This is a genomic window from Aquabacterium sp., assembly GCF_041909175.1.
In the GTDB taxonomy this organism is placed as follows: Bacteria; Pseudomonadota; Gammaproteobacteria; order Burkholderiales; family Burkholderiaceae_C; genus Aquabacterium.
This window is the reverse complement of sequence record NZ_JAYRDZ010000006.1, coordinates 226,008-251,869: the sequence shown is the minus strand read 5'-3', so window position 1 is coordinate 251,869 and position 25,862 is coordinate 226,008. Positions and strand designations below refer to the sequence as shown.

Sequence of the window (25,862 nt, the reverse complement as noted above, 5' to 3'; positions counted from 1 at the left end):
CAGTCGGGCGTGCGCAGACGATTGCGCTGCGTCCCGTCGTGGGGATCGCCGCAATGCTGCTAGCCGGGCTGGAAACGCGCAGGATGAGCCGGGACATACGTGTATTTAACCGACGTAGATACCAGCGAAAACAGAAGTGACTTCCATCATGTTTTGCGCTGCTATCCAATAAACCTTGATTCTGGGTTCTATCGACATTGGCTCTGACACCGGTCAGACCCTGGCAAAACCACACCTTGGGTGGTTTTCTCCCTGATCGCACAGATGCTGCATCACCATCAATTTGGCGGGACACCCCGCCGAGGCCACATGGTCGTGCGGTACAGGACGGTCCTCAAAGGTAAACTCCGGTCCTGCTTCGCCGAGATGGCGACAGTCAAATCAACCATCACCATATTTTCTTCACGTGGCGAAGCCCATTATAGGTGCGAAATCCGCATCTTCGACCCCTAAAAAACCAGTGAAATCAAAACCTTCCGAGCCAAAGCGAACGGTTGTCGCAGCTGCGCCTGCTTCAGCAACCGTACAGCGACTGGTTGTGGACGAGGGTGGTGCAGGCCAACGCCTGGATAACTACCTGATCAAAGTGCTCAAGGGCGCACCCAAAACCCTGGTGTACCGCATCATCCGGAGCGGAGAAGTGCGGGTGAACAAAGGACGGGCTGCGGCCGATACGCGCCTTGCCATGGGCGACGAGGTCCGTGTGCCACCCCTGCGCCTGGCCGAGCGCTCACCGGAAGAGGCCGCGGCGGTTCCAGCCCGGGAGTTCCCTGTGCTGTTTGAAGACGACTGCATGCTGGTGATCAACAAGCCGGCAGGCGTCGCCGTACATGGTGGCAGCGGCGTGAGCTTCGGCGTGATCGAGCAGTTGCGTCGCGCCCGGCCGGAGTCACGCTTTCTGGAGTTGGTGCACAGGCTGGACAAGGAAACGTCCGGCATTTTGGTGATTGCCAAGAAACGCAGTGCATTGACGGTGCTGCAGGACCATTTTCGCGAGCGCAAGGCCCACAAGACGTATGCGGCGCTGGTCATCGGCCAGTGGCCTGGCAGCAAGAAGGTCATTGATGTGGCCTTGCACAAATATCTGACGGCAGAAGGCGAGCGTCGTGTCAGGGCTGTGCGTGGTGATTCTGATGAGGGGCGCCGCTCGATCTCGCTGGTCAAGGTGATGCAGCATTTCAAGGCGTTCAGCCTGCTCGATGTCACCATCAAGACCGGGCGGACCCACCAGATCCGGGTGCATCTGGCCAGCGAAGGGCATCCCATCGTGGGCGATGAGAAATATGGTGATTTCAACTTGAACCACGCGCTGGCCCGAGGGACGGCTGTGGCTGGCGTGCGGATGGGTGATCTGCCAGGAGGGCGTTTCGAGCGCATGTTCCTGCACGCTCGTTATCTGAGCTTGCCCCATCCCGTTTCTGAGGCGAGCCTGGTTTTTGAGGCACCCCTGCCATCGGAATGTCAAAGCCTGTTGGCAGCATTGGACGCTGCAAACGGCTAGAGTGTGGGTCTTATGGAAGCAACTTCGGAATTTCGGCCGCAGCAGTTCGATCTGATCGTGTTCGATTGGGATGGCACGCTGTATGACTCCACCGCCTTGATAGCGGGGTGCATCCAGGCTGCCTGTGCCGATCTGGGTTTGCCGGTGCCATCGCGTACCGAAGCAGCTTATGTCATTGGCCTGGGTTTGCACGATGCGCTGGCTCATGTGGCCCCCACACTGGACCCGGCCCGTGTGCCGGAGCTCGGGCTGCGTTATCGCCATCACTATTTCCAGCGACAGCACGAACTGAGCCTGTTCGATGGCGCATTGGCCTTGCTTGCCACGCTTCGCGAACGTCACCACTGGCTGGCTGTGGCAACGGGCAAGTCGCGACAGGGCCTCAATGAGGCACTCGACAATGTGGCACTTCGAGGCATGTTTGATGCCACTCGGACGGCTGATGAAACGGCATCCAAGCCCCACCCGCAGATGCTGCATGAGCTGATGCGCGAGCTGGGTGTCGAACCCGAGCGCACCCTGATGATCGGCGACACGACGCATGACTTGCAGTTGGCAGTCAATGCGGGCGTCCATTCAGTGGGGGTCAGTTATGGGGCGCACGAGCCGGAGGCCTTCTCGGACTATCCAACCCGGTTTGTGGCCCATTCGGTACCTGAGTTGCAGCATTGGCTGATGCAGCATGCCTGATTCGCTTGTCGCGGCGCCCCAGTACCTGTGCGAATCGGCTGAATTGATGGAACGCCAGGGTTCGGTTGTGTTTGAGGTCTGTGACTGGCGGCAGGTGGCATCTGCGTTTGCTGTGCGCTTCGAGGGTGAGGCGTGTGCCTATCTGAACCAGTGCGCGCATGTGCCGACCGCGCTGGACTGGCAGCCTGGCGAGTTCTGGGACCATGAACGCCGTTACCTCATTTGCGCCGTGCACGGTGCCCTGTATGACCCACCCCGTGGCGTTTGCGTGATGGGGCCGTGCCCCGGAAAATCTTTGACCCGTATTCCCCTGATGGAGCGGGACGGCAAGGTGTATTGGTATCCTAGTGACCGTATCCAGCCAGTGATCTGATTCTGAACCATTCGAAAGCCCGTTCACCATGAGCGACGTTGATCCTTTGTCTCCTCAGTCTTCTTCCGTGCCAACGGCGCAAAACGCCATGCTTGAGGAGTTCGCCCGTGTCTATCTGGCGCAGCAGCGACGTGAGCGTCGCTGGCGGTGGATCTGGCGTGGTTTGGGGCTGATTCTGATGGTGTCCATGATCTGGGCTGCCATGGAGAGCGTGCCAGCCTCGAAGGCGCCTTCCGCCCCCCATACTGCCTTGGTGGAGGTGAGGGGGGAGATTGGCGCTGACCAGAATGCCAACGCAGACAATCTGACGACTGCCTTGCGCAGCGCCTTTGAAGACGATGGGGCGATGGGTGTGGTGCTGCGGATCAACTCTCCGGGCGGTAGCCCCGTGCAGGCTGGTCTCGTCAACGATGAGATCCGTCGTCTCAAGGCGCTGCACAAGAAGAAGGTCTATGCCGTGTGTGAGGAGATGTGTGCCTCTGCCGCGTATTACATCGCGGTGGCAGCCGACAGCATTTACGTGGACAAAGCCTCCATGGTGGGCTCCATCGGCGTGCTGATGGACGGCTTTGGCTTTGTTGGTGTGATGGACAAGCTCGGTGTGGAGCGCCGCTTGATGACCTCAGGTAGCAACAAGGGCATGCTGGATCCGTTTTCTCCGCGCAATGCGCAGCAGGAAGCGTACGCTCAGGCCATGCTCGACCAAATTCACCAGCAATTCATCACAGTGGTGAAGGAAGGTCGGGGGAGTCGACTGAAAGAAGGGCCTGACACGTTCTCTGGGCTGTTCTGGAATGGCCAGCAAGCAGTGGAGCTCGGACTGGCTGATCACCTGGGTAGCCTGGATAGCCTGGCGCGTGACGTGATCAAGGCAGAAAACATCATCGACTACACCCTCAAGGAAAATCTGGCGGAGCGTCTGGCCAAGCGTTTTGGCGCAGCCTTTGGTGCAGGGACGGTGCAGGCCATGCGCGCATCGGTGTCCATCCACTGAGGTGGTGGGCAGCTCAGCTGTCGATCTCCATGATCTTGCGCCGCGCTGCGGCGTGAGACAGCGACAGCAGTTGCGCCACGTCGTTCACGTCATCCGGTAAGGCCGCCTGGGCATGAACGTCGTCCCAGCCATACTGAGTATGGCGAGCAATGCGGACGGCCAGCATCACTGTTTTCACCTGCGGGTGCTCTGCATGCCGATCATCGGTGTTCTTGATCAGCAGGTCTGGCAGGTGCCATGCCTGCATCAGGGCTTGGCTCAGCGTGTGCAAATCGACACCAAGCACTTCTTTCTGAATATCCAGGGACCGTGCTTGGTGGTCTTCCTTCAGTCGTTGCGAGATGTCTAGTGCCAGCTGAGGCGCGTAGCACCACAAGAGCATCTCGGCGAAATCGTGCAGCAATGCAGCCTCTTGGATGGCTTCTGCATCCTCATCTTGGCGGTGGCTGGCGAAACTGATCGCAAAGTGGGCGGCCCGCCTGGCGCGTTTGATGACTTTCAGCAAGCCGCTCAGCGCGTCAGGACGATCGCGTAGCCGTGTGATGACGCTGTGCACGTCCTGCATGGTCCGGAAAAATGGCCCGATACCCTGCATGAGTATGGCGGCCGTCATGGTTTCGGGCGGACTCACTTCTCGCCTGATGCAGTCCTTGGCCACGCGCACCAGCACTTTGAGTGTCATCAAGGGGTCGCCGCCCAAGCTGTGTGAGAGCAGGTGGGGGTCCACGTTGCCATGCGCCTCTTCAATCGCGCGCAATTCTTCCAACTCATGGAGCGAGCCAGGGAGCACCGGGATTTGCTCATTCATGAAAGCGGATACCCAGGCTTGCAGAGTCGGAAGAGGTTGCTCAATCATGGCGGTGACCAACATAGGATGCCGTCTCTCGGCAATATCGGCACAGTCTGCGCTTCTTTGAGGTTTGCTGCCTTGCGATGAGCCAGGTCGTAAACATCCATTTCAACAAAAAGCCCTCGCAAGGCGAGGGCTCGGCCGTTCGGTCAGCACGTTCTGGCGTGCCTGTAATGCTGTTACTTGCCCAGCATGTCCTTCTTCAGGTCGCTGTCGACCGGGCTGTTGCCCAGCCAGATGCGCAGTACGGCTTGATAGAAGTCTTCGCCGGCGATGTCGCTACCGCGTTGCTTGCCATCGACCAGAATACGTGTGCCTGTGGCAGGCGCGTAATCAAAGTGGATGGAGGTGCCTTTCTTCACGGAGCCGAAGCTCAGCATCAAGGAGCGCAATGCATCCAGCTTGGGTTGCATGCGAGTCACGTCGGCATCGTTGTTGTTGTTCTTGAAGCCCTTCACCATCGCTTCAGCGAAGTCTTCACCGGTGAGGTCGCGCAAAAGCACGATTTTCACGCCCTTCGGTCCTGACTGGGCTACAGCAGAGGCGGCGTTGCCATCCTTCTTGGGCAAGTACAGGCCTGCAGCATAGACGTCGACGATGAACTTCACGCGCACACCAGCCCCGTTGAGTTGCAGGGTCTGGCTGGCGACCTGATAGGTATCTTCGAACTTGGCACCTTTGAGTTCAACTGCTGCGAAAGCAGGGACGCCGATCAGTGCAGTGGTCAGCAAAAGCGTGCGCGCGAGGGCTTTCATTTTTCTATCCTGGTTCGTAAGGTAAATATCGTAAACCATGACTATGCACACAAAAATCGGATGCTGTCATCCGCACTTCCGTGGGTGTGCGGCAGCGAGACAACGATTGTTGTCGCATCTTGCAGGCAGAATCGCGGTACGCGACAAAGCGCTGCAATGGGATTGTTAACGGGCCCCCTGGCCGTCTGGTTGACCTTCTGGTTGGTCGGATCGATGCAAATGAGATGAATGCATGTCTTTCCTGGTGATTGATATTGGCAATACCCGCCTGAAGTGGGGGGTGTACTCGGAAGCCAGGCCTGGCGCGAAGCTGCTGGAGCACGGCGCAGTCGTTCTCGAAGACATTGATCACCTGTGGGACAGGAGTTGGTCGAACTTGCCCCGTCCTGATGGCATGCTGGGCTGTGTCGTGGCGGGCGATGCCATCAAGCGCCGTGTTGAAGAGCAACTCACGGAGTGGGGTGTCAAGCCGCGTTGGGTCATTGCATCAGAGCAGGCTGCAGGCGTGGTCAACCGCTATGAACACCCGGCACGACTGGGGGCAGACAGGTGGGCTGCCATCGTGGGTGCCCGTCATCGTGCGCTCGAATTGTCGGCCGGTGATCCTCCCCCGGTGTTAGCCGTGATGGTGGGTACTGCCGTGACGGTCGACTCCATCGACATGTCAGGTCGCTTTCTGGGTGGGTTGATCATCCCGGGGTTTGGGTTGATGTACCGCGCACTCGAGAGCGGCACGGCGGGCCTGAAGGTGCCAACCGGTGAGGTGCACGATTTTCCGACCAATACCAGTGATGCACTGATGAGTGGCGGCACCGATGCCATTGCAGGCGCAATCGAACGCAGTTTGCGTCGCTTGCGTCGTCATACCGGCCGTGAGCCGGTTCTGATCATGTCCGGTGGTGCCTCGCCCAGGCTGACCCACGTGGGCGAGTTGGCGCCCCGCGTGGTTGAAAACCTGATCTTTGAGGGCTTGCTGACCCTGGCAGCAGAAGTCTGACGGTCTGCCGTGCGTGCTCAGAGGATGAAGCGTGACAAGTCTTCATCCTTGGACAATGCCCCCAGGCGCTGCTCAACCAGGGTGGCATCAATATCGCGGTGTTGTCCGGTGAGCGATGGTGCAGTGAATGAAATGTCGTCAAGCAATCGCTCCATCACCGTTGCCAGGCGACGGGCGCCGATGTTCTCGGTCCGTTCGTTGACGTCAAAGGCGATTTCTGCGAGCCGTCGAATGGCGCCCTGAGTGAAGCTCAAGCTGACGCCTTCAGCTGCCAGCAAGGCTTGGTATTGCTTGATCAGGCTGGCACTGGGCTGTGTGAGGATGGCCTCGAAGTCGTCCACTGACAGCGACTGGAGTTCAACGCGAATAGGAAAGCGTCCCTGCAACTCCGGAATCAGGTCGCTGGGCTTGCTCAGGTGGAATGCGCCTGATGCGATGAACAGAATATGGTCTGTTTTGACCATGCCATATTTTGTGTTGACAGTGGTGCCCTCTACCAGCGGCAGGAGGTCACGCTGAACGCCTTGACGAGACACCTCGCCACTTTGCCCATCCTGGCGACTCGCAACCTTGTCTATCTCGTCAATGAAGACGATGCCATTCTGTTCGGCGCGCTCTACGGCACGTGCCTTGATGTCCTCATCATTGATGAGTTTGGCAGCCTCTTCCTCGATCAGTTCGGTTCTGGCGTCGGCAACCGTCACCTTTCGTGTCTGCCGACGTTGCATGCCCGGCTGGGCAAACATGGTCCGCAACTGCTCGGCCATGTCCTCCATGCCCGGAGGCGACATGATTTCCAGAGAGGGTGCCCCACGTTGATCAGCCAGATCGATCTCGATTTCCTTGTCATCGAGCGTGCCTTCACGTAGACGCTTGCGCATGATCTGACGTGCGGTGTTATCGCTGGATGGGCTCGATGAGCCCAAATCGGAGCGAGGAGGGGGCACGAGGGCATCAAGCAGTCGGTCCTCTGCTGCATCTTCAGCCTTGACCCTTTGTGCCTGTATCTGACGAGCACGCTCCTGCTTCACCGCAGACTCCACCAGGTCGCGGATGATGGTGTCGACGTCTTTGCCGACGTAGCCAACTTCGGTGAATTTGGTAGCCTCGACCTTGATGAAGGGGGCGTCGGCCAGGCGCGCCAGACGGCGGGCGATCTCGGTCTTGCCCACACCGGTCGGCCCGATCATGAGGATGTTTTTAGGCGTGATCTCGGTACGAAGTGTGCTGTCGACCTGTTGGCGACGCCAACGGTTGCGCAAAGCAATCGCCACCGCTCGCTTGGCCTCTTGTTGACCAATGATGTGGCGGTCCAGTTCGTTGACGATCTCCTGTGGCGTCAGCGCAGTCATGCCTTATTCCAGTGTTTCCAACGTGTGGTTCTGATTGGTATAGATGCAGAGGTCGCCGGCGATTTCGAGCGAGCGTTTGACGATGTCTGCAGCAGACAGTTCGGTGTGCTGCAACAGTGCACGTGCAGCCGCTTGAGCGTACGCGCCGCCGGAGCCAATGGCAACAATACCGAGTTCGGGCTCCAGTACATCCCCGTTGCCCGTGATGATCAACGACGTCTCGCGGTCGGCCACGGCCAGCATGGCTTCCAGCTTGCGCAGCACCCGGTCCGTGCGCCAGTCTCGGGTCAGCTCTACCGCCGCACGAGCCAGGTGTCCTTGGTGCTTTTCCAGCTTGGCTTCAAACCGCTCGAAGAGCGTGAATGCGTCCGCTGTCGCTCCGGCAAACCCGGCCAGCACCTGTCCCTTGTACAGCTTGCGCACCTTGCGGGCGCTGGCTTTGACGACGATGTTGCCCAGTGTCACTTGACCATCTCCCCCGATGGCAACTTGCCATCCATGGGGGGTTTGACGGCGAACACTGACAATGGTCGTGCCGTGGAATACATCTTCCATGGTGTTTGATAGGCGAAAAAAAGCGCGGGGAATGCGCTCAGGTCATCAGGAGCTTGACGCGAGCGTGCTCGTTGATGCCCATGGCGCCGAAGAAGAGCGCAACCAGCCTGTGCGGCTTGATGAAGATCACCTGGCGATTTTCTGCGCGGCGGTTCAGCACCCAGTTCAACAGGTCGCCGGCAGCGATGAAATCTACCCGAAGCAGGTTCTCGCAGTCGATGTCGAGCATGACGCTGGCACCTAACTGGCCGTCCAGTTTGGTCAGGGTGTCGCTGATGTCACCCACCAGTTGACCAGACAACTCAAGCGCTGCGACCTGAACCATGGCAGGCTCGTTCATGATCTGCGACTCAACGAACGATGTGGTGATTTCGCTGATGCGAGACAAACTCACAGACTGTGTGGTGACGCCATCATCCTTGAGCTTGACCTTGCAAGTGGCCGGCTCCCAGGATGGGGGGGACATCTCGTAGGTGACGCAATAGTCAATGGCGACTTCGTCGAATTGGTCAGGCCGATTGGTCAGACGCAGCATCTCGAGGCGCAACATCCAGTAAGCCGGGTCGGCGTCACGGGCTCCAGTGGGGGCGCTGTCGGCCAGAACCGAATGCAGGTGGTCGCTGCCAATCCACGCCATTTCGAGCGCTTCTGTGGCCCACTGCTTCATCAATTGAGCCAGCTGCGCAGCACCATCGGCCGATACGTATTCGACACCGGTCCAGTCAAACGTCCAGGGCCGTGGCAGTTGCAGCAACTCGCCACGCAGCGCACTCACCACATTGGCGTCAACGTGGTCCGGCGCCAACCAGCCCTCCACTACAGCAACCTCGACACCACTGGTGTTCTCTCCTGGCTCTGTGGCCGGTCCGGCGGCATCTTCAGGGCTTGGCATGACAACCTTGGCCTGTGTGGCTTCAGTTGTGGCCTTGACCTGTGCTATGCGAGCGGGCAGTGAATACCACTGAGGAGCCGAGAGCCCGAACTGGTGGGCAAAAGACACGGCCAACTGGTCGAACTTCTGTGGCAAATCCAGTGCGCGGTAGAGGTCGAAAACGACCATCCAGGTGTCTGAGCTCGTGTGGCGACTGCCATCGGGCGCAATCAGTGCCAGCAACGTCCGCTCGCACTCATCAAATTCAGCATTCGCAAACGCGATAACCGCTTCGTCCAGCTCTGGGTCGTGCTCCATCTCGCAGACCTCGATGCCGAGGCCGTCCGAAAAACCCGTTGGGGCCAGCGGCGCGGTGATGGGGGCTGCCTGATGAGGCCTGGAGGAGGCCTCGGTGGCAACAGGTGCAGCCTGCTTGGGGGTGTCAAACTCCAGCGGCGGTCGCTCGACCGCTGGCAGTGGGTTGGGCTCGGTCGGGGCGTAGGCCACCGCCGGGGAAATGGGTGGGGGGGGAGCAACCGGCCGCCTGGTCGCGCTGATCGTCGCTGTCTGCCGGGTGGGGGACTGGTCGCCGACCATCTGCTGTTCGATCGCCGCGATTTTGTCTACCACCGCAATGTCTGAGCGCGGGTCGGTGTGCGGGCGAGACTCGGAGTCCAGGTTGGTCGAGCCAGCCATGGCCAGGGCATTGTCCTGGCTCAGGCCTTCACGACGAATCTTTCGAAGCATGTCCAGTTCACGCTTGCGGACGAAATCGTTTCGCCGCTTGCGCTCGATCATCGCCTTGATTTCAGTCTTGGCGTATTCGCTTTCCGGCGAGTCTGCAGAAGGCGTGTCGAGTGCCGCCCAATCCGTGGTCGGATTGGCGACAAATCGGGCCACCTTGCGCAAAAAGCCGCCGGATTCCTTGCTCATGCTTGTTTCAATTCGGAATGAAGTAAACAGCTTAACCGCTGGAGACTCAGTCTCCGAACATCTTTTGTTTCAGTTCGCGACGTTGTTGTGCTTCAAGCGACAGATTCGCCGTCGGGCGGGCAATCAACCGACCCAGGCCAATGGGTTCACCAGTTTCGTCGCAATAGCCATATTCGCCGGCATCAATGGCTGCAAGTGCTTGAGAAATCTTCTTGAGCAGCTTGCGTTCGCGGTCGCGCGTGCGCAATTCCAAAGCATGCTCTTCTTCGATCGTGGCGCGGTCGGCTGGGTCCGGCACGATCGAGGTATCTTCTCTCAGATGCTCTGTTGTTTCGCCAGCATTGGACAGCAGGTCTTCCTTTTGCGCACTCAAGCGAGCGCGGAAGAAATCGAGCTGCTTTTCATTCATGTACTCACTTTCCGGCATGGCCATCAGTTCGGCCTCGGTGAGGTCTCGACCTGCTTTGGTCTTCCATGCGTTGGCAAGTTTGCTGTCAACCTTGGTGGCAGTGGTGGGCATGTTGTCTGAAGTACTGATTTTTGACGACGAGCGTCCGGTAGCCACAGGTGGGGCCGTTGCGACAGCTTCGGCCTTTTTGGCTGAAGCTTGAGATGGGGTAGGGGTTTTTACAGCAGTATCCGTGCCAGTTTTCTTGGCCCTTGAGCCAGATTTGCTTGAAGAGGCGGTTTCGGTGGCGGAGGCTGTCTCATCAGCCGTCGACATGTCGGCGGCCTTTTTCACAGTTTTCCCAGAGGCGGCACCGCTCGCCCCGGCGGACGTCGGTTTGGCAGTTGCTTTCGTCACTGGATCCTCCTTCCCGTAATGCGTGATCCACAGACAGGTTTATTTCAAGGGGACTGGCCTGGCTACTGCATTCATGCCCAGACCTTCATTTGCCTTTTTGGGCGCGCGGATTGTAACGATGCCAGGCCGCCAAAATCACCGCACTATCCCTAATTTTTCAGGCAAGGCACTGTTCTAGCCCAGATTTCAGCAATTCCTGAGGCAGGTCAATGCCAATGAAGACCATTTTGCTGGTCTTGTCCTCGCCAGGTGCCCATTTGGGGCCGACATCACTGCCCATCAGTTGGTGGACACCCTGGAAGACGACCTTGCGATCCATGCCGACGACGTTCAGTACACCCTTGTAGCGCAGCATCTTGGGGCCATAAATCTGAACAACCGAGCCGAGGAAATCCTCGAGTTTCACCGGGTTGAACGGGCGCTTGCTCTTGAATACAAAAGATTTCACATCATCGTCCTGACGGTGATGGTGTGGATGGTTGCAGTGCTCGCCGTGGTCGTGATCATGGTCGCAATCGTGCCCGTGATCATGGTGGTGGTGATCGTGCTCATCGTCCGTCAGGAAATCCGGATCGATTTCCAGTTTGGCATTCAGGTTGAAGCCGCGGATGTCGAATACCTCGCGCAGGGGCACATCGCCAAAATTGACGCGCTTCTGCGGGGCGCGAGGGTTCATGTGCTTGATGCGGTGAGCGAGTGCATCGGCTTCCTGCTCGGACACCAGGTCCGTCTTGCTGATGAAGATCTGATCCGCAAAGCCCACCTGGCGCTGAGCCTCCTGACGCTGGTCCAGTTGCTGCTGACCATGCTTGGCATCGACCAGGGTGACGATGGCGTCGAGCAGGTAGGTGTCGGCAATCTCGTCATCCATGAAGAACGTCTGTGCCACAGGGCCAGGGTCAGCCAGACCCGTGGTTTCGATGACGATGCGCTCGAACTGAAGGGCGCCGCTTTTGCGTTTGGTGGCCAGTTCGGACAATGTGGAGCGCAGATCTTCCCGAATGGTGCAGCACACGCAGCCATTGTTCATCTGGATGATCTGCTCGTCCGTGTCGGACACCAGAATGTCGTTGTCGATGTTTTCTTCACCGAATTCATTTTCGATGACCGCAATCTTCTGACCGTGGGCTTCGGTCAGGACGCGTTTGAGCAGCGTCGTTTTGCCGCTGCCAAGAAAACCGGTAAGGATGGTGACGGGAATAAGGCTCATGAACCAAGTGTAGCCTCGCTGTCAATGCCTTGTGCAGCGGTAGTCGCACAATTGCCACCGTCATCGGGTATTCTCGGCTCATCCCAACCACGACACCGCTGCCGTGTCCGAACCTTCTCAGAGTCGCTCCTCCCGAGCCGATCGCGCTGCCCCTGGCCAGCCCGTCAAAGACCGTCGCACCCTTTTTGAGCGCGTAGTCGAATTCATTTCTCCTGGTCCGGACTCCACGGATGAGTTGATCGAGTCGCTTGCAGATGCAGAGCATCGCGAGCTCATCGAGCCCGAGTCCCGTGTGATGCTGGAGGGTGTCATCCGCATGGCCGACATGACGGCCGGCGATGTCATGGTGGCGAGCAAGCGCATTGATTTTCTGGACATCGCTTCACTGTACGAGGACATTCTGGGCACTGTCATCGAAACAGGGCACTCGCGTTTCCCGGTTTATGAAAAATCGAGGGACAACATCATCGGGGTCCTGATGGCCAAAGACCTGCTCAAACTGCAGCGGGCGCCTGAGCTGAATCTGCGAACCCTGCTGCGTCCCGCGATGTTCGTGCCGGAGTCAAAGGGACTCAACGAGTTGCTGCGTGAGTTCCGTTCAACGCGCAACCACATGGCGATCGTGATCGATGAATTCGGCAAGACAGCCGGCATCATCACCATCGAGGATGTGCTGGAAGAAATCGTGGGCGAGATCGAAGACGAGTTCGATGATGAGGACAACCAGAGCAGCATTTTTACCCTGGCAGATGGCAGTCGGCGGGTGGCTGGCGATGCAGCCATTGCTTCGGTGAATGAGGGCTTTGGCATGCATTTGCCAGCCGACGAGTTCGACACCATCGGGGGGCTGGTTGCCCACGAACTCGGTCATGTGCCACGCCGCGGGGAGTCTGTCGAGATAGGTGGGCATGTGTTTGCCGTGATGCATGCCCGCGCAGGTGCTGTGAGGTGGTTCAAAGTGCTGCCATCGGATGCATTGACCGAGGCAGGTTCGTCCTGATGCTGGGTCAGTGGTCGCCCTACAGGGCGTGGGGCTGGTCAGCCCTGACTGGGTTCATGGCTGCCTTGGCGTTTTCGCCATGGGCTGCCGAGGTGTTCGCCGGGCTGCCTGCTGCGCTCATGGCTTTGTCCGTCGCGGGTTGGGTGGCTGGGCTATGGGGCGTGGTGCGACCGCGCGACGCGGCATGGTGCGGGCTGATTCACAGCTCCGTCTGGTTGGTGGGGGGCACGGGCTGGATGTATGTCAGCCTCCATCAGTTTGGTGGGTTGCCGGTCTGGATGGCCGCGCTGGCTGTCGGCCTGTTGTGCGTTTTGCTCTCGGTGTTCCTGGCAGGTGCGGCGGCCTTGTGGGTGCGTTGCCGCCGTGGTCAGTGGCTCCCGGATGGGGTCCTGCTCGCGCTGTTGTGGTTTCTCGCTGAATGGGCGCGTGGCACCGTGTTCACGGGGTTTCCTTGGGCCGCCAGCGGCTATGCCCTGGTTGATTCACCATTTGCCGTGCTGGCTCCCTGGTTGGGTGTTTATGGTGCGGGCAGTCTGCTGGTCATGGTTGTGTCGTGGTGGGTGCTGGCTGCGCCAGCTCCTCGCGCCATGGGGGTGGCGGCCATGCCCATGCTGGCGGTGTTGATGGTGGGCGGCTGGGTTCAGGCGCATGGGGGTAATCAGTTCACATCTGCACATGGCCGGCCGTTGACGGTGTCTTTGCTCCAGACCAACGTGCCGCAAAACGAAAAATTCGATGTGGCCCACATGGTCCGCCAATTGAGCTGGCTACAGGATGTGCTGTTGTCCTCGCAGGCGCAATTGACCGTGGCGCCTGAAACGGCCATTCCATTGTTGCCAGCCCAGTTACCTGAGGGCTACTGGTCGCACTTGACCCATTACTTCTCCATGCCGGAGCGGTCGGCGTTGCTGGGTGTGCCGCTGGGCAGTTATGAAGACGGATACACGAATTCCGTTGCGGGACTCTCCGGCGGTTCGGCGGCAGGAGCCGATACGTTTTACCGCTACAACAAGCATCACCTGGTCCCGTTCGGGGAGTTCATTCCGGTGGGCTTTCATTGGTTTGTGGCCATGATGAACATCCCGCTGGGGGATTTCACCCGCGGCCCCCGTAATGCGCCGTCGTTTGTCGTCGCCGATCAGCGCATCGCGCCGACGATTTGCTATGAGGATCTGTTTGGCGAAGAGTTGGCGGATCGGTTCGTTTCCGAAGATGCGTCCCTTGCGCCAACCATGTTTGCCAATGTCAGCAACCTGGCCTGGTTCGGTAAAACCGTGGCCATCTATCAGCATCTGCAGATTGCACGTTTCCGGTCGCTGGAGTTCCAGCGTCCGACGATCCGTTCTACCAATACCGGGGCGACTGTGGTGATTGATCATCTTGGCCGCGTGGCTGCCATGCTGCCCACCAATACACAGGGTGTGTTGCAGGCTGCCGTGCAGGGCCGGGTTGGTGTCACGCCTTATGCCGCCTGGGTGGGGCGCTTGGGTTTGTGGCCTCTGGTGGCATTCGCGGTCCTGGGGATCGGCTTATTGCGACGGCGCTGAGAATCGTGCTCATGATTCTTTAGAATCGAGGATTCCTCTGGCGATAGCATCGGCCTCGCCAGACTCGATCAGAACAATTCAGATTCACATGTCCGGGCCGCTGGTTCGGAAAAGGTTTTTCCATGCTGACTTTCCAGCAACTGATCCTGCGTCTTCAAAGCTACTGGGATGCCCAGGGCTGCGCATTGCTTCAACCGTACGACATGGAAGTGGGGGCGGGCACCAGCCATACCGCCACGTTCTTGCGCGCTCTGGGGCCGGAGCCCTGGAAAGCTGCTTACGTGCAGCCCAGCCGGCGCCCCAAGGATGGGCGTTATGGCGAGAACCCCAACCGGCTGCAGCACTACTATCAGTTTCAGGTGGTGCTCAAGCCCGCTCCTTCGAACATCCTGGAGTTGTATCTTGGCTCGCTGGAAGCCCTCGGCTTCGATCTCAAGAAAAACGACATCCGCTTTGTTGAGGACGATTGGGAAAATCCGACGCTGGGAGCCTGGGGGCTGGGTTGGGAAGTCTGGCTCAATGGCATGGAGGTGACCCAGTTCACCTATTTCCAGCAGGTGGGAGGCATTGACTGCAAGCCCATCACGGGCGAGATTACCTATGGCCTGGAGCGTTTGGCCATGTACCTGCAAGGCGTTGAAAACGTCTATGACCTGGCCTATGCGCCCGGCTTGAAGTACGGTGATGTCTTCCACCAAAACGAGGTGGAGCAGTCGACCTACAACTTCGAACACAGCAATGTGGAGTTCTTGCTGGGCGCCTTCACCAACTACGAAACCCAGGCCAAGTACCTGATGGAGCAGCAACTGGCCCTGCCTGCTTACGAGCAGGTGCTCAAGGCTGCGCATACCTTCAACTTGCTGGATGCCCGTGGTGCCATCTCTGTGACCGAGCGTGCTGCCTACATCGGTCGAATCCGCAACCTGGCGCGCAGCGTGGCGGCCAGTTACCTCGACAGCCGTGCCCGACTGGGCTTCCCCATGGCCCCGAAGGCCTGGGCTGACGAAGTGATCGAACAATTGAACAAGAAAGCTGCCTGAGCATGAGCACCGCCAACCTGCTGGTTGAACTGTTTGTTGAAGAGTTGCCGCCGAAGGCGCTGAAGAAGCTGGGTGAGTCGTTTGCCAACGTGCTGGCTGACAGCCTGAAGCACCAAGGCCTCGCACCTGCCCATGCTGTGGCGACAGCCTTTGCATCGCCCCGGCGGCTGGCTGTGCACCTGACAGATGTATCGACCAAAGCCCCCGATCAGGCTGTGCAGCAGAAGCTGATGCCTGTGACCGTGGCGCTCGATGCCCAGGGGCAGCCAACGCCAGCATTGCTGAAGAAGCTGGGCGCCTTGGGGGTGGGCGCCGAGGTGGTGCCCCAACTCAAGCGGGCGCCCGATGGCAAGGCCGAGGCACTGTTCCTTGATAGCATCAAGTCGGGTGCAACTCTGGCTGAGGGCCTCCAGAAAGCGCTGGATGAAACCCTGGCCAAGCTGCCTATTCCGAAGGTCATGACCTACCAGTTGGAACAGGGTGACGGCCCCGATTTCCAGCCCGGCTGGACGAGTGTGCATTTCGTGCGTCCGGCTCATGGCCTGGTGGCACTGCATGGCGATCAACTGGTGCCCGTACAAGCGCTGGGCTTGAAATCTGGCCTTACCACGCATGGGCATCGTTTCGAAGCGCAGCTTGACCCGGTGGTGCTGACCCATGCTGACAACTATGCCGAGCAACTGCGTACACAAGGCGCGGTGACGGCCAGCTTTGCAGAACGCCGCGCTGACATCGTGCGCCAGCTTGATGCAGCTGCTCGGAAGGCTGGCACCGGCCTCAAGCCGATCGAAGACGATGCCTTGCTGGACGAGGTGACCGCGCTGGTCGAGCGGCCGAATGTGCTGACGGGACGTTTCGAGGAGGCTTTTCTTGAGGTTCCTCAGGAGTGCCTGATCTTGACGATGAAGGCCAACCAGAAATACTTTCCGCTGCTGGACGCCGCTGGCAAGTTGACGAACCAGTTCCTGATCGTCAGCAACATCAGCCCCGCTGATCCGAGTGCTGTGATTGGCGGCAATGAGCGGGTCGTGCGTCCGCGTCTGGCCGATGCCAAGTTCTTCTTTGATCAAGACCGCAAGAAGACCCTGGCGTCGCGTGTGCCGGGACTGGCCAGGGTGGTGTACCACGGCAAGCTCGGGACGCAGGGTGAGCGAATCGAGCGTGTGCGCGCCATTGCTCGTGGCTTGGTTGAAGCAGTGAGCGCCACTTTGGGCTGCGACAAGCTGCCGACCGAGGTCGACATGGCGGCCCATCTGGCCAAGGCCGATCTGCTGACGGACATGGTTGGCGAGTTCCCCGAGCTGCAAGGCATCATGGGCGGCTATTACGCTCGGCACGACGGCCTGGGTGAGAAGGTGGCGCAGGCCATTGAAGATCACTACAAGCCGCGTTTTGCCGGTGACGAACTGCCCCGTCACCTGAGTGGCGTGCTGGTGGCCTTGGCCGACAAGCTGGAAACGCTGGTGGGGCTGTTCGGCATTGGCCAGTTGCCCACGGGTGACAAGGATCCCTTCGCGCTGCGTCGTCATGCCCTGGGTGTGATTCGCATGTTGATCGAGCGCGATTTGCCGCTGGAGCTGGAGCCGATGCTGCGCGCAGCTGCCCAGCCCTTTGGCGACAAGATCACCGACGCCACACCGGCCTTGCTGGACTTCTTCTATGACCGTCTGGCGGGGTCCCTGCGTGAGCAAGGCTACAGCGCTCAGGAGGTCGATGCCGTGTTGGCGCTGCGTCCGCAGCGTCTGGCAGACATCGGCCAACGTCTGGCTGCTGTACGCGCTTTTGCCTCGCTGCCCGAAGCAGCCTCTCTGGCGGCAGCCAACAAGCGTGTGGGCAACATCCTCAAGAAAGTGGATGGCGAGGTCAAGCCGGTCGTCGATGCAGCCTTGCTCAAGGACGCTGCCGAGTCTGCCCTGTATGAGGCACTGAACGTGGCCGGAGGCAAAGCGCTGGAGGCATTCGAGATGGGTGACTACACCGCATCGCTGCGCGAACTGGCTGTGCTCAAGGCGCCGGTGGATGCCTTCTTCGACGGGGTGATGGTGAACGCCGACGATCAGGCGCTTCGTGCCAACCGTCTGGGCTTGCTGGCCTGCCTGCATCAGGCCATGAACCGCGTTGCGGACCTGTCTCGTCTCGCAGCCTGATCCACAGGGAGGGCACCACCATGAAGCTCGTCATTCTCGATCGCGATGGCACCATCAACTATGAGCGTGACGACTACATCAAGTCGGCGGAGGAGTGGGTTCCTCTGCCGGGGGCTCTCGAGGCCATTGCTCGGTTGAACCACGCGGGTTGGCATGTGGTGGTGGCAACCAACCAGTCTGGCATTGGCCGTGGCCTGTTCGACATGGTGGCACTCAACGCCATGCATGCGCGCATGAACCAGATGCTGGGGCGCCTGGGGGGGCGTGTTGAGGCTGTGTTTTTCTGCCCGCACACCCCGGAAGACCATTGCACGTGCCGCAAGCCGCAGCCAGGGCTGTTTCAAATGATCGGGCAACGCTTTGGAGTACCACTTCAAGGCGTACCCATGGTGGGTGACTTGCCGCGTGATGTGATTGCAGCGCAGTCCGTCGGGTGTGAGCCGCATCTGGTGCGAACCGGGCAGGCTGCGAACATGACCGAACCTGAGTTGGTCGCGCTGCGTCAGCGTGTCCCTGGGCTGACGATCCACCCGGACCTCTCGGCCTTTGCCGACTTCATCATCCTGCGCGATCGTCGAGCGCATGGTGAAGACAGCCCGGTTGCAACCCATATGGGTGAGTTGTCCTGACCGCAGATCTGTTCAATCAGGCCTCACGCCACCCAGAGGCATCCAGGGAAATCAGGCTGGGGGATTGGGTGGTTGCCTATGCCTTCCAGCGCTCTTCGCGACGCAGCATCGGCATGGTGATCAGTGGCGAGGGTCTGAGCGTGCGGGCGCCCAGGTGGGTGAGCATGGCCGAGGTCGAGCATGCACTGGGGTCAAGGGCAGACTGGATCTGTCAGAAGCTGCTTGAACAGCGCCAGCGTCTTGCTCACCGCGAAGCCTTGAGAATGCGGTGGGAAGAAGGTGCTCAGCTGTCTATTCTGGGTGAGCCAGTCGAACTGCAATGGCTGCATGGTGGGCGAGGCGTCCAGCATGAACGGCCGCACGCCAGGACGGCGGGGCTGCCCGAGGCTGCGCGCCCACATGCCGGCATCCTGCGCATAGGTGTGCCGTCTGCAGCGCAGGCTGGCAACGTGGCGCCAGGGATGGTGGCCAATTGGATGAAACGCCAGGCCCGTCAGCATTTTGAGTTGAGGGTGGCTCATTTCAGCAAGCTCATGGGCGTGGAGGTCAGCCGGCTGGCGTTGACCTCTGCGCGCACCCGTTGGGGCAGTGCGAGTGCCAAAGGTGGTGTCCGACTGCACTGGCGCCTGATGCATTTTGCGCCGGTCGTGATCGATTATGTGGTGATCCACGAACTGGCGCATCTGCGTGAAATGAACCACAGCCCGCGTTTCTGGGCCATAGTGGAATCGGTCATGCCCGACTACCGGGTGCACCGCCAGACACTCAAGCGCAGCATCATGCCTGACTGGTCGTGAATCGAAACACGCCATCCTCGCCTCGGTGACGCATCAACTCGCCTTTGTGCCAAAGCGCATGCAGGTGCGCCACGGCCTCTCCCATGGCAAAGGTCGTCTGGTGCAGGTCCAGCGGTCGCCTGAACAGCACGGGCAGCAGGTCCGCCGCTGTGGTCGGGGCTTGTTCGCAGCAGCGTCTCACGTCCTCCAGGCGCTCCGCATGGTGCTGATGCAGTTCGTTGATGCGCGTGTGCAGTCCGAAGAACGGTTTGCCATGCGAGGGCAGCACCAGGCAGTCTGCAGGCAGCGCACGCATCTCGGTCAGGGAGTCCAGAAACTGTGTCAGCGGATCGGATTCCGGCTCGGAGTCGGTCACGCTGACGTTCGTCGAGATGCGTGGCAGCACCATATCACCTGAAATCAGCACGTTCAGTTCATCGCAATACAAGGCCATGTGCTCCGGAGCGTGCCCAAAGCCGGCCAGACAGCGCCATGACAGGCCGCGAACCGACAGCGTCATGCCATGCTGCAGTCTTCTGAAGCTGGCTGGTACCTGTGGGACCATCGAGCTGTAATAGTTGGTTCGCGCCCTGATCTTCGCCACCGAATCAGGGTCAGTCAGCCCATGGCTTGCAAAGAAGTCAGCTGCGCGATGGCCGCCATGTTCCGACGTGCGTCCACTGGCCATGTGGGCAGCATGAAAATCTGTGGCGCTGATCCAGAGACGACACGGTTGTTCGGGCGTGCTCCATCTGGACGTCAGCCACTCAGCGTTGCCAATATGGTCAGGGTGCATGTGGGTGACGATGACCCGCAAAACAGGGAGCCCCTCCAGGACGCTGTCAAACAACTGCAGCCAGTTCTCTCGGGTTTCCTCATTGGCGATGCCACAGTCCACGATGGTCCACCCGCTGCGACCATCGAGTTCGTCTCGCAACAGCCACAGGTTGATGTGATCCAGTGCAAACGGCAACTTCATGCGAACCCAGAGGATGCCGGGAGCGACTTCGATGGTTCCAGCGCGGGGCGCAAGGGTTTCCCCTAGGGGGTAATGCAGGGGCGTGTGGGCTTGGTCTTGCATGCTTGCATTGTGATGGAAGCTTGGCTGTGACTACACTGTCATCCATGGATAACCCGAAACTGGACAAGCTCTTCGAGAACAACCGGGCATGGGCGCGGGAAATTGACCAGCGCGTTCCAGGTTTCTTTTCTCGTCTGCAGCAACAGCAGTCGCCGCAATACCTCTGGATTGGCTGCAGCGACAGTCGGGTGCCTGCCAACGAAATCGTCGGTTTGTTACCCGGTGAGTTGTTCGTTCACCGCAATGTGGCCAATGTGGTCGTGCATTCCGATTTGAACTGCCTGTCGGTCGTGGAGTTCGCGATCGACTTGCTCAAGGTCAGCCACGTGATGGTGGTTGGACATTACGGATGCAGTGGCGTCAAAGTGGCCATGGAGGATGCGCGAGTGGGTATCGCTGACAACTGGCTTCGTCATGTGCAGGATGTGCGCAACCAGCATCGCGACTGGCTCTATGCCTTGCCGGCGGGGTCGCTTCGCCTGGATGCCTTGTGTGAGTTGAATGTGCTTGAGCAGGCGCTCAATGTCTGTCACACCACCGTGGTGCAGGATGCCTGGGCCCGCGGGCAGGAAGTCGTCGTGCACGGCTGGGTGTATGGCCTGCATAACGGCTTGATCCAGGACCTGCGCATGAGTGTCTGTGGCTCGCATGACGTGATGCCGGCCTATACCGCAGCGCTGGATGCACTTCGCCAGCGTTATGAATTGCAGGCCGCTTCGGCAGGTCCGCTCCTTTGAATTTCCGATAACCGTTTTCAGGTCAGTCGATGCTACCTACCGAATCGATGTTTCCCACTCAACTCAGTGACCCGCGTGCCTTCGAGATTGCCCAAGCATTGCTCGATGGATTCAATCGTCACTACAAGATCTTCCGTGCTACCAGTGCTCGGGCCAAAGGCCGTTTTGAGAATGCCGACTGGCACGAGCAGCAACGTGCACAACGCGAGCGGATCGAGTTTTATGACCTGCGCGTCGAAGAGACCTACAAGCGTCTGGAGCAGAGCTACCACGCCAGCAGCCTGCCCATGCATGTCTGGCATCAGATCAAGCTGTTCTACATCGGCCTGCTCACCAACCACCGCCGGCCCGAGTTGGCAGAGACCTTCTTCAATTCGGTGACGATTCGGCTGGTTCATCGCCAGTACTACCGCAACGATTTCATCTTCGTTCGCCCGGCCATTTCCACGGAGTACATCGAGGACGAAGATCCCAGAAGCAAGCCGACGTTCCGGGCCTTCTACCCGAACAAGGAGAACCTGCAGGACATGATCAAGGTGGTGGTGGAGAGCTTCCAGCTCAACAAGCCATTTGAAGATCTGGATCGTGACGTCGCGCTGGTCTACGAGGTCATGCAGGAGCAGATTGGCCACGTTCGGCTGCGCACCAATTTCCAGTTGCAGGTGCTGTCATCCCTGTTCTATCGGAACAAGGGTGCCTATATCGTCGGCAAGATCATCAACGGTTTCCGCAGCCTGCCATTTGCCATCCCCATCTTGCACAACTCGAAGGGGCGCCTCTACATTGATGCGGCGCTGTTTGGCGAGGACGACATGCTGGCCTTGTTCAGCTTTGCCCGTGCCTACTTCCTGGTGGACATGGATGTGCCATCCGCCTACGTGCAGTTCCTGCGTTCGCTGATGCCTCGCAAGCCGCGAGCCGAGCTCTACAACGCCTTGGGTCTGCAAAAGCATGGCAAGGCATTGTTCTATCGTGACTTCCTCTTTCACCTGACCCATTCAACGGACAAGTTCCGCATTGCCCCCGGGATCAAGGGCATGGTGATGCTGGTGTTTGACTTGCCGTCTTATCCCTTTGTCTTCAAGATCATCAAGGACTTCTTCCCTCCGCAGAAGGAAACGACGCGCGAGCAGATCATGTCCAAGTACCAGCTTGTGAAGCAGCATGATCGGGTAGGGCGCATGGCTGACTCGCTCGAGTTCACCAACGTGGCTTTCCCGAAAGACCGGTTCGATGACGAGCTGATCGCGGAAATCAAGCACTTTGCGCCCAGCATCATGGAGGAGCAGGATGACAACACCATCATCATCAAGCACCTCTACATCGAGCGCCGCATGGTGCCTTTGAACATCTACATCCAGGAGTCGGATGGGGAGCAGTTGGAGCACGCTGTCATCGAGTACGGCAATGCTCTGAAGGATCTGGTCGCGGCGAACATTTTCCCGGGAGACATGCTCTGGAAGAACTTTGGCGTCACACGCAACGGCAAGGTGGTGTTCTACGACTACGACGAAATCGAATACATCACGGACTGCAACTTCCGGAAGGTGCCGGCACCTCGCAACGAGGAAGATGAAATGTCAGGCGAGATCTGGTATTCCGTTGGTCCGCACGACGTGTTTCCCGAAACCTTCGGCCCATTCCTTTTGGGCGACCCCAGGGTGCGCGAGATCTTCATGAGACACCATGCCGATCTTCTTGATCATGCCTACTGGCAGGCGCAGAAGGAACGGATCAAGAGCGGCTATGTGCACGATGTCTTCCCCTATGACCGTGCTCATCGCTTCATCCATCGGATCAATCGTGGCTATCACCCAAGGCATGAAGTTGACCCTGAATTTGCGCCGGTTGAAGAGCCCGTCGAGATCGTCAATGACGACCTGCCTGTGCATGACCAAGGGCATCTCAAGGGGTTCATTTCCGGGGGCGCCTCGTCAGACTGACAAGGCGTTCGGGCATGAAAAATGGCGCCTGAAAGGCGCCATTTTTGCGGGTGCACCGCGTGTTTACCAAAGCTGCCACCAGGGCTTCTCTTTGGCCTTGGGCCCTTCTGCTGTCAGGTAGGCAGATTCAGGGAAGTTTTGCTTGAGGATGCGGGACGCATCATCACGCAACTGCGTCAGCCCCAGCTTGTCGTAGGACTGCACCATGATGTAGAGCGCCTCTTCAATCGCGGGCGAGTTGCGGTATTCGGTCACAGCGGTTTGCGCACGGTTGGCGGCAGCCACATAGGCTCCACGGCGCAAATAGTAGCGAGCCACATGCACTTCACCGGCTGCCAGTGAATTGACGATGTAGTTCATCCGCAGTCGGGCATCGGGCGCGTATTTCGAGTTGGGAAAGCGCTCAATCAGTTGCTTGAACGACTCGTATGCGTCCTTGGATGCCTGTTGATCTCGTTCCGACAGATCCTGGCGGGAGATGCGGCTGAACAGCCCGAGATCCTCGTTGAAGTTGATCAAGCCCTGGAGGTACAAGGCGTAATCCACTGCCGGACTGGTCGGGTGCAGGCGCAGGAATCGTTCGAGTTTCGCCAGTGCCTGGGCCTTTTCGCCTGTCTTGTAGTACGAGTAGGCCAGGTCCAGTTGAGCCTGTTGCGACAGCATGGTGCCCGATGCGCGGGCCTCCAGCTTTTCCAGGCGCTTGATGGCGTTCTCGTAGTTGCCTTCGCCAAGCTCGTCCTTGGCATCTGCGTACAATTGATCGTTGTTGAACTTCGCGAACTCGTCTTCCGGAGCGGATGCGCAACCACCCAGGCTGCCCAGCAATGTGGCTGCCATCAGGCTGATGGCCAGTCCGGACTTGATCTTGGTGGAGCGACCCCACAAGGTGTTTTTCTGCAGTTTCACGTGTGTTGACAGCAGCTTGACGCCGCACTGAGTTCCGCAAGATTGCGCTTACCCCGCAGTATAGAAGGTTGGCGGGGTCAATTCTTTCCAATTGCCTCTTCCTCTCGCTTGCTACACCATGGCTTCTCGCCCGACTCCCCCCCATTCCCCGGCGTCTTCATCCGTAGAGGAGACTCTTGTCCAGTCCGGTGCAGAAGAATGGGACGGAGATGATGAAGGGGCAGCAGGGCAGGTGGAGGCGCCGCCGGAATGGGCGAGTAAAGAATCACTTGTAGCAACAGCTGATCGCGGGCATAGGCTGGATGCATGGCTGGCGGTGTTGGCGCCCGAGTACTCACGCAGTCACCTGAAGACGCTGATCGAGTCGGGGTGTGTCACCGTGGACGGATCGCTTGTCAGTACTGCCTCGCGCAAGGTTGTTCCTGGGCAGCGTATTGCCGTTCTGCTGCGTCCCACGGCGCAAAGTCAGGCATTTGTTGCCGAGAAGATGGACCTGCCCATCGTCTATGAAGATGACGCACTCATCGTGATCAACAAACCTCCGGGAATGGTGGTTCACCCTGCCGCAGGCAACTGGAGTGGCACCTTGATGAACGGTTTGCTGGCTCATCACGCTGGGGCGAGTGCCTTGCCTCGTGCGGGCATCGTGCATCGGCTCGACAAGGACACCAGTGGCCTGATGGTGGTCGGCAAGACCATCGAGGCCGTGACAGCGCTGTCGCGCGCCATCGCCGACCGCGCCGTGCGGCGGCAGTATGTGGCGCTTGTCCACGGCCTGGCTCCCGATGCCATGGAGGTCGATGCCCCGATCGGTCGAGATCCTGTCAGTCGGGTACGCATGGCCGTACAGGGGGCGGGTAAGCCGGCTCGGACCGATGTGCGTTGCCTCATGCGTACGCGGGCACGGCTGGATGATGGCTGGGGACAGTACAGCGCGGTGGAGTGCACACTGCATACTGGTCGTACACATCAGATTCGCGTGCATCTCTCCAGCAAAGGTCTGCCCCTGGTTGCGGATGTGCTTTATGGCGGCAAGCCTGCGCTGGGCATGGGGCGACAGGCCTTGCATGCATTCAGGCTCGGCTTTATCCACCCCTCAACCGGGGAAGCCTGTCAATTTGAGTCCCCCTTGCCGTCAGATATGGCTTCGGCGTGGCGCATTTTGCAGGAGGCCGCCGAAAAAGCGGCAACTGGTGCATAATGTGTTCAGCATCGCATCGTGCGAGGTGGGCCGGTGTGCCCAAGCGCGGTGAGTGATCGGGTCTCGGTCCACGGTGTCTACACGCCCAACAAACCGGAGAAGCCGGTTTCCCAGGCCGCAAGAGCGTTCGTTCAAGCCTGTACCGCATTGATCGCATGGCGGACGGCCTTCAGCCCAGATGGGTTGCCCGTATTTTTCGATTGAAGAGATGGAAATCCTCAATCCTCAGGATGCCCAACGCATTCTGGAAGCAGCACTTTTATGTGCCGACCAGCCGATGACGGTGCGCGAAATGCGTACCTTGTTTGACGACACGCTGTCTGCGGACGGGGTGCGTGCCATGCTGGCTGCCATTTCTGCCGATTGGGATGACCGCGGTGTCGAGTTGCGTGAGCTTGCCTCCGGGTGGCGTTTCCAGACTCGTGCCGATGTGCAGGCTTATCTGGATCGGCTCAATCCGGAAAAGCCGACCAAGTACACCCGTGCCACACTCGAAACGCTGGCCATCATCGCGTACAAGCAGCCTGTCACCCGCGGCGACATCGAAGACATCCGTGGTGTGACAGTCAGCACGCAGATGGTCAAGCAACTGGAAGATCGGGGCTGGATCGAGGTTATTGGGCATCGTGATGGCCCCGGGCGACCGGGTCTCTACGCCACCACGCGGCAGTTTCTCGATGACATGGGTCTGGCCAGCCTCTCGCAGTTGCCTGCGTTGGATGACCTGCCTGGTGCGCAAGGGCTGCTGCCTGGGCTGGAAGCTGTGCTTGACGACGAGTCGCTGGTTGCCGGTGCGGTCGACACAGACCAAGGCGATCTGATCGAGGCCCAGCCTGAACTCTTGCCAGATTCCGAGCCCCACCTTTCACAGCCGGCGGCACATACCTCACCCGCTGAAACGACAACAGATAACGACGAGCCGGTGAACGGGTCGTCCGACTATTCACCACCTGCTCATGACCTCTGAAG

The 25,862-nt window shown here is 59.3% G+C and carries 24 protein-coding genes; 15 read left to right on the top strand and 9 right to left on the bottom strand.

All coding sequences use genetic code 11. From position 1 onward, the window contains the following. The first annotated feature begins 538 nt into the window (after nt 1-538). From ACE3PH_RS11085 to ACE3PH_RS11070, 4 genes are read left to right on the top strand one after another with little or no spacing between them, the layout of a single operon-like run. Nucleotides 539-1,501 carry an RluA family pseudouridine synthase gene (locus tag ACE3PH_RS11085; protein WP_374318873.1) on the top strand — a complete coding sequence of 321 codons (963 nt, stop codon included), beginning with the start codon at nt 539-541 and terminating at the stop codon, nt 1,499-1,501. 12 nt (nt 1,502-1,513) lie between these two features. Continuing rightward, nucleotides 1,514-2,191: an HAD-IA family hydrolase gene (locus tag ACE3PH_RS11080; RefSeq protein WP_374318871.1), complete on the top strand. Its 678-nt coding sequence runs from the start codon at nt 1,514-1,516 to the stop codon at nt 2,189-2,191. Next, on the top strand, nt 2,184-2,564 hold the full coding sequence (locus ACE3PH_RS11075) for a Rieske (2Fe-2S) protein (protein WP_374318869.1): 381 nt from the start codon (nt 2,184-2,186) through the stop codon (nt 2,562-2,564). The genes ACE3PH_RS11080 and ACE3PH_RS11075 overlap by 8 nt, the downstream gene beginning before the upstream one ends. 28 nt (nt 2,565-2,592) lie before the next feature. Continuing rightward, entirely contained in the window at nt 2,593-3,558 is a 966-nt protein-coding gene (locus ACE3PH_RS11070) for a S49 family peptidase (protein WP_374318867.1), read from the top strand. A 13-nt stretch (nt 3,559-3,571) separates the two neighbouring features. Here the strand turns inward: ACE3PH_RS11070 and ACE3PH_RS11065 are convergent, their stop codons facing one another. Together ACE3PH_RS11065 and ACE3PH_RS11060 are read right to left on the bottom strand one after the other, a co-directional pair. Continuing rightward, nucleotides 3,572-4,366 carry an HDOD domain-containing protein gene (locus tag ACE3PH_RS11065; RefSeq protein WP_374318865.1) on the bottom strand — a complete coding sequence of 265 codons (795 nt, stop codon included), beginning with the start codon at nt 4,364-4,366 and terminating at the stop codon, nt 3,572-3,574. 221 nt (nt 4,367-4,587) lie between these two features. Beyond that, the gene (locus ACE3PH_RS11060; protein WP_374318863.1) at nt 4,588-5,163 is read right to left on the bottom strand and encodes a chalcone isomerase family protein; all 576 of its coding nucleotides are present in this window, start codon (nt 5,161-5,163) and stop codon (nt 4,588-4,590) included. A 232-nt stretch (nt 5,164-5,395) separates the two neighbouring features. Between ACE3PH_RS11060 and ACE3PH_RS11055 the strand changes: the two genes are divergently transcribed. Continuing rightward, a complete protein-coding gene (locus tag ACE3PH_RS11055) occupies nt 5,396-6,160 on the top strand; it encodes a type III pantothenate kinase (protein ID WP_374318861.1) in 765 nt (254 codons plus the stop codon). 17 nt (nt 6,161-6,177) lie between these two features. On the opposite strand, the gene hslU is transcribed toward ACE3PH_RS11055, so the two are convergent. From hslU to ACE3PH_RS11030, 5 genes are all read right to left on the bottom strand, one after another. Further along, entirely contained in the window at nt 6,178-7,512 is a 1,335-nt protein-coding gene (gene hslU / locus ACE3PH_RS11050; protein WP_374318859.1) for an ATP-dependent protease ATPase subunit HslU, read from the bottom strand. 3 nt (nt 7,513-7,515) lie between these two features. After that, on the bottom strand, nt 7,516-8,067 hold the full coding sequence (gene hslV, locus ACE3PH_RS11045) for an ATP-dependent protease subunit HslV (protein ID WP_374318857.1): 552 nt from the start codon (nt 8,065-8,067) through the stop codon (nt 7,516-7,518). A 37-nt stretch (nt 8,068-8,104) separates the two neighbouring features. Beyond that, entirely contained in the window at nt 8,105-9,871 is a 1,767-nt protein-coding gene (locus ACE3PH_RS11040) for a hypothetical protein (protein WP_374318855.1), read from the bottom strand. 46 nt (nt 9,872-9,917) lie between these two features. Continuing rightward, nucleotides 9,918-10,676: an RNA polymerase-binding protein DksA gene (dksA, locus tag ACE3PH_RS11035; protein ID WP_374318853.1), complete on the bottom strand. Its 759-nt coding sequence runs from the start codon at nt 10,674-10,676 to the stop codon at nt 9,918-9,920. A gap of 157 nt (nt 10,677-10,833) precedes the next feature. Then, nucleotides 10,834-11,886 (bottom strand): GTP-binding protein, encoded by a 1,053-nt coding sequence (locus tag ACE3PH_RS11030; RefSeq protein WP_374318851.1) that lies wholly within the window; start codon nt 11,884-11,886, stop codon nt 10,834-10,836. Nucleotides 11,887-11,989: 103 nt separating this feature from the next. On the opposite strand from ACE3PH_RS11030, the gene ACE3PH_RS11025 reads away from it, so the two are divergent. The 6 genes from ACE3PH_RS11025 to ACE3PH_RS11000 all read left to right on the top strand — a co-directional run bounded on the left by ACE3PH_RS11025 (nt 11,990) and on the right by ACE3PH_RS11000 (nt 19,046). Continuing rightward, on the top strand, nt 11,990-12,886 hold the full coding sequence (locus ACE3PH_RS11025) for an HlyC/CorC family transporter (RefSeq protein ID WP_374318849.1): 897 nt from the start codon (nt 11,990-11,992) through the stop codon (nt 12,884-12,886). A gap of 56 nt (nt 12,887-12,942) precedes the next feature. Next, nucleotides 12,943-14,433, top strand: coding sequence for an apolipoprotein N-acyltransferase (gene lnt, locus ACE3PH_RS11020; protein ID WP_374318847.1), 1,491 nt, complete (start codon nt 12,943-12,945; stop codon nt 14,431-14,433). Between the two features lie 122 nt (nt 14,434-14,555). Next, nucleotides 14,556-15,473 carry a glycine--tRNA ligase subunit alpha gene (gene glyQ / locus ACE3PH_RS11015; RefSeq protein WP_374318846.1) on the top strand — a complete coding sequence of 306 codons (918 nt, stop codon included), beginning with the start codon at nt 14,556-14,558 and terminating at the stop codon, nt 15,471-15,473. A 2-nt stretch (nt 15,474-15,475) separates the two neighbouring features. Further along, entirely contained in the window at nt 15,476-17,620 is a 2,145-nt protein-coding gene (glyS, locus tag ACE3PH_RS11010) for a glycine--tRNA ligase subunit beta (RefSeq protein WP_374318844.1), read from the top strand. Nucleotides 17,621-17,640: 20 nt separating this feature from the next. Further along, nucleotides 17,641-18,249, top strand: coding sequence for a D-glycero-beta-D-manno-heptose 1,7-bisphosphate 7-phosphatase (gene gmhB, locus ACE3PH_RS11005; RefSeq protein ID WP_374318841.1), 609 nt, complete (start codon nt 17,641-17,643; stop codon nt 18,247-18,249). A gap of 68 nt (nt 18,250-18,317) precedes the next feature. Then, complete coding sequence (locus ACE3PH_RS11000) at nt 18,318-19,046, top strand: M48 family metallopeptidase (protein ID WP_374318839.1); 729 nt, start codon at nt 18,318-18,320, stop codon at nt 19,044-19,046. Here ACE3PH_RS11000 and ACE3PH_RS10995 read toward each other — a convergent pair. Next, nucleotides 19,027-20,106 carry an MBL fold metallo-hydrolase gene (locus ACE3PH_RS10995; RefSeq protein WP_374318837.1) on the bottom strand — a complete coding sequence of 360 codons (1,080 nt, stop codon included), beginning with the start codon at nt 20,104-20,106 and terminating at the stop codon, nt 19,027-19,029. The genes ACE3PH_RS11000 and ACE3PH_RS10995 overlap by 20 nt on opposite strands. A gap of 44 nt (nt 20,107-20,150) precedes the next feature. Between ACE3PH_RS10995 and can the strand changes: the two genes are divergently transcribed. Then, entirely contained in the window at nt 20,151-20,843 is a 693-nt protein-coding gene (gene can / locus ACE3PH_RS10990; RefSeq protein WP_374318835.1) for a carbonate dehydratase, read from the top strand. Between the two features lie 47 nt (nt 20,844-20,890). Continuing rightward, nucleotides 20,891-22,786, top strand: coding sequence for a bifunctional isocitrate dehydrogenase kinase/phosphatase (gene aceK, locus ACE3PH_RS10985; protein WP_374318833.1), 1,896 nt, complete (start codon nt 20,891-20,893; stop codon nt 22,784-22,786). A 63-nt stretch (nt 22,787-22,849) separates the two neighbouring features. On the opposite strand, the gene ACE3PH_RS10980 is transcribed toward aceK, so the two are convergent. Further along, complete coding sequence (locus ACE3PH_RS10980; RefSeq protein ID WP_374319010.1) at nt 22,850-23,623, bottom strand: outer membrane protein assembly factor BamD; 774 nt, start codon at nt 23,621-23,623, stop codon at nt 22,850-22,852. Between the two features lie 187 nt (nt 23,624-23,810). Between ACE3PH_RS10980 and ACE3PH_RS10975 the strand changes: the two genes are divergently transcribed. Both ACE3PH_RS10975 and scpB read left to right on the top strand, forming a co-directional pair. After that, nucleotides 23,811-24,893 carry an RluA family pseudouridine synthase gene (locus tag ACE3PH_RS10975; protein WP_374318831.1) on the top strand — a complete coding sequence of 361 codons (1,083 nt, stop codon included), beginning with the start codon at nt 23,811-23,813 and terminating at the stop codon, nt 24,891-24,893. 208 nt (nt 24,894-25,101) lie between these two features. Next, complete coding sequence (gene scpB / locus ACE3PH_RS10970) at nt 25,102-25,860, top strand: SMC-Scp complex subunit ScpB (RefSeq protein ID WP_374318830.1); 759 nt, start codon at nt 25,102-25,104, stop codon at nt 25,858-25,860. The last annotated feature ends 2 nt before the right edge of the window (nt 25,861-25,862 follow it).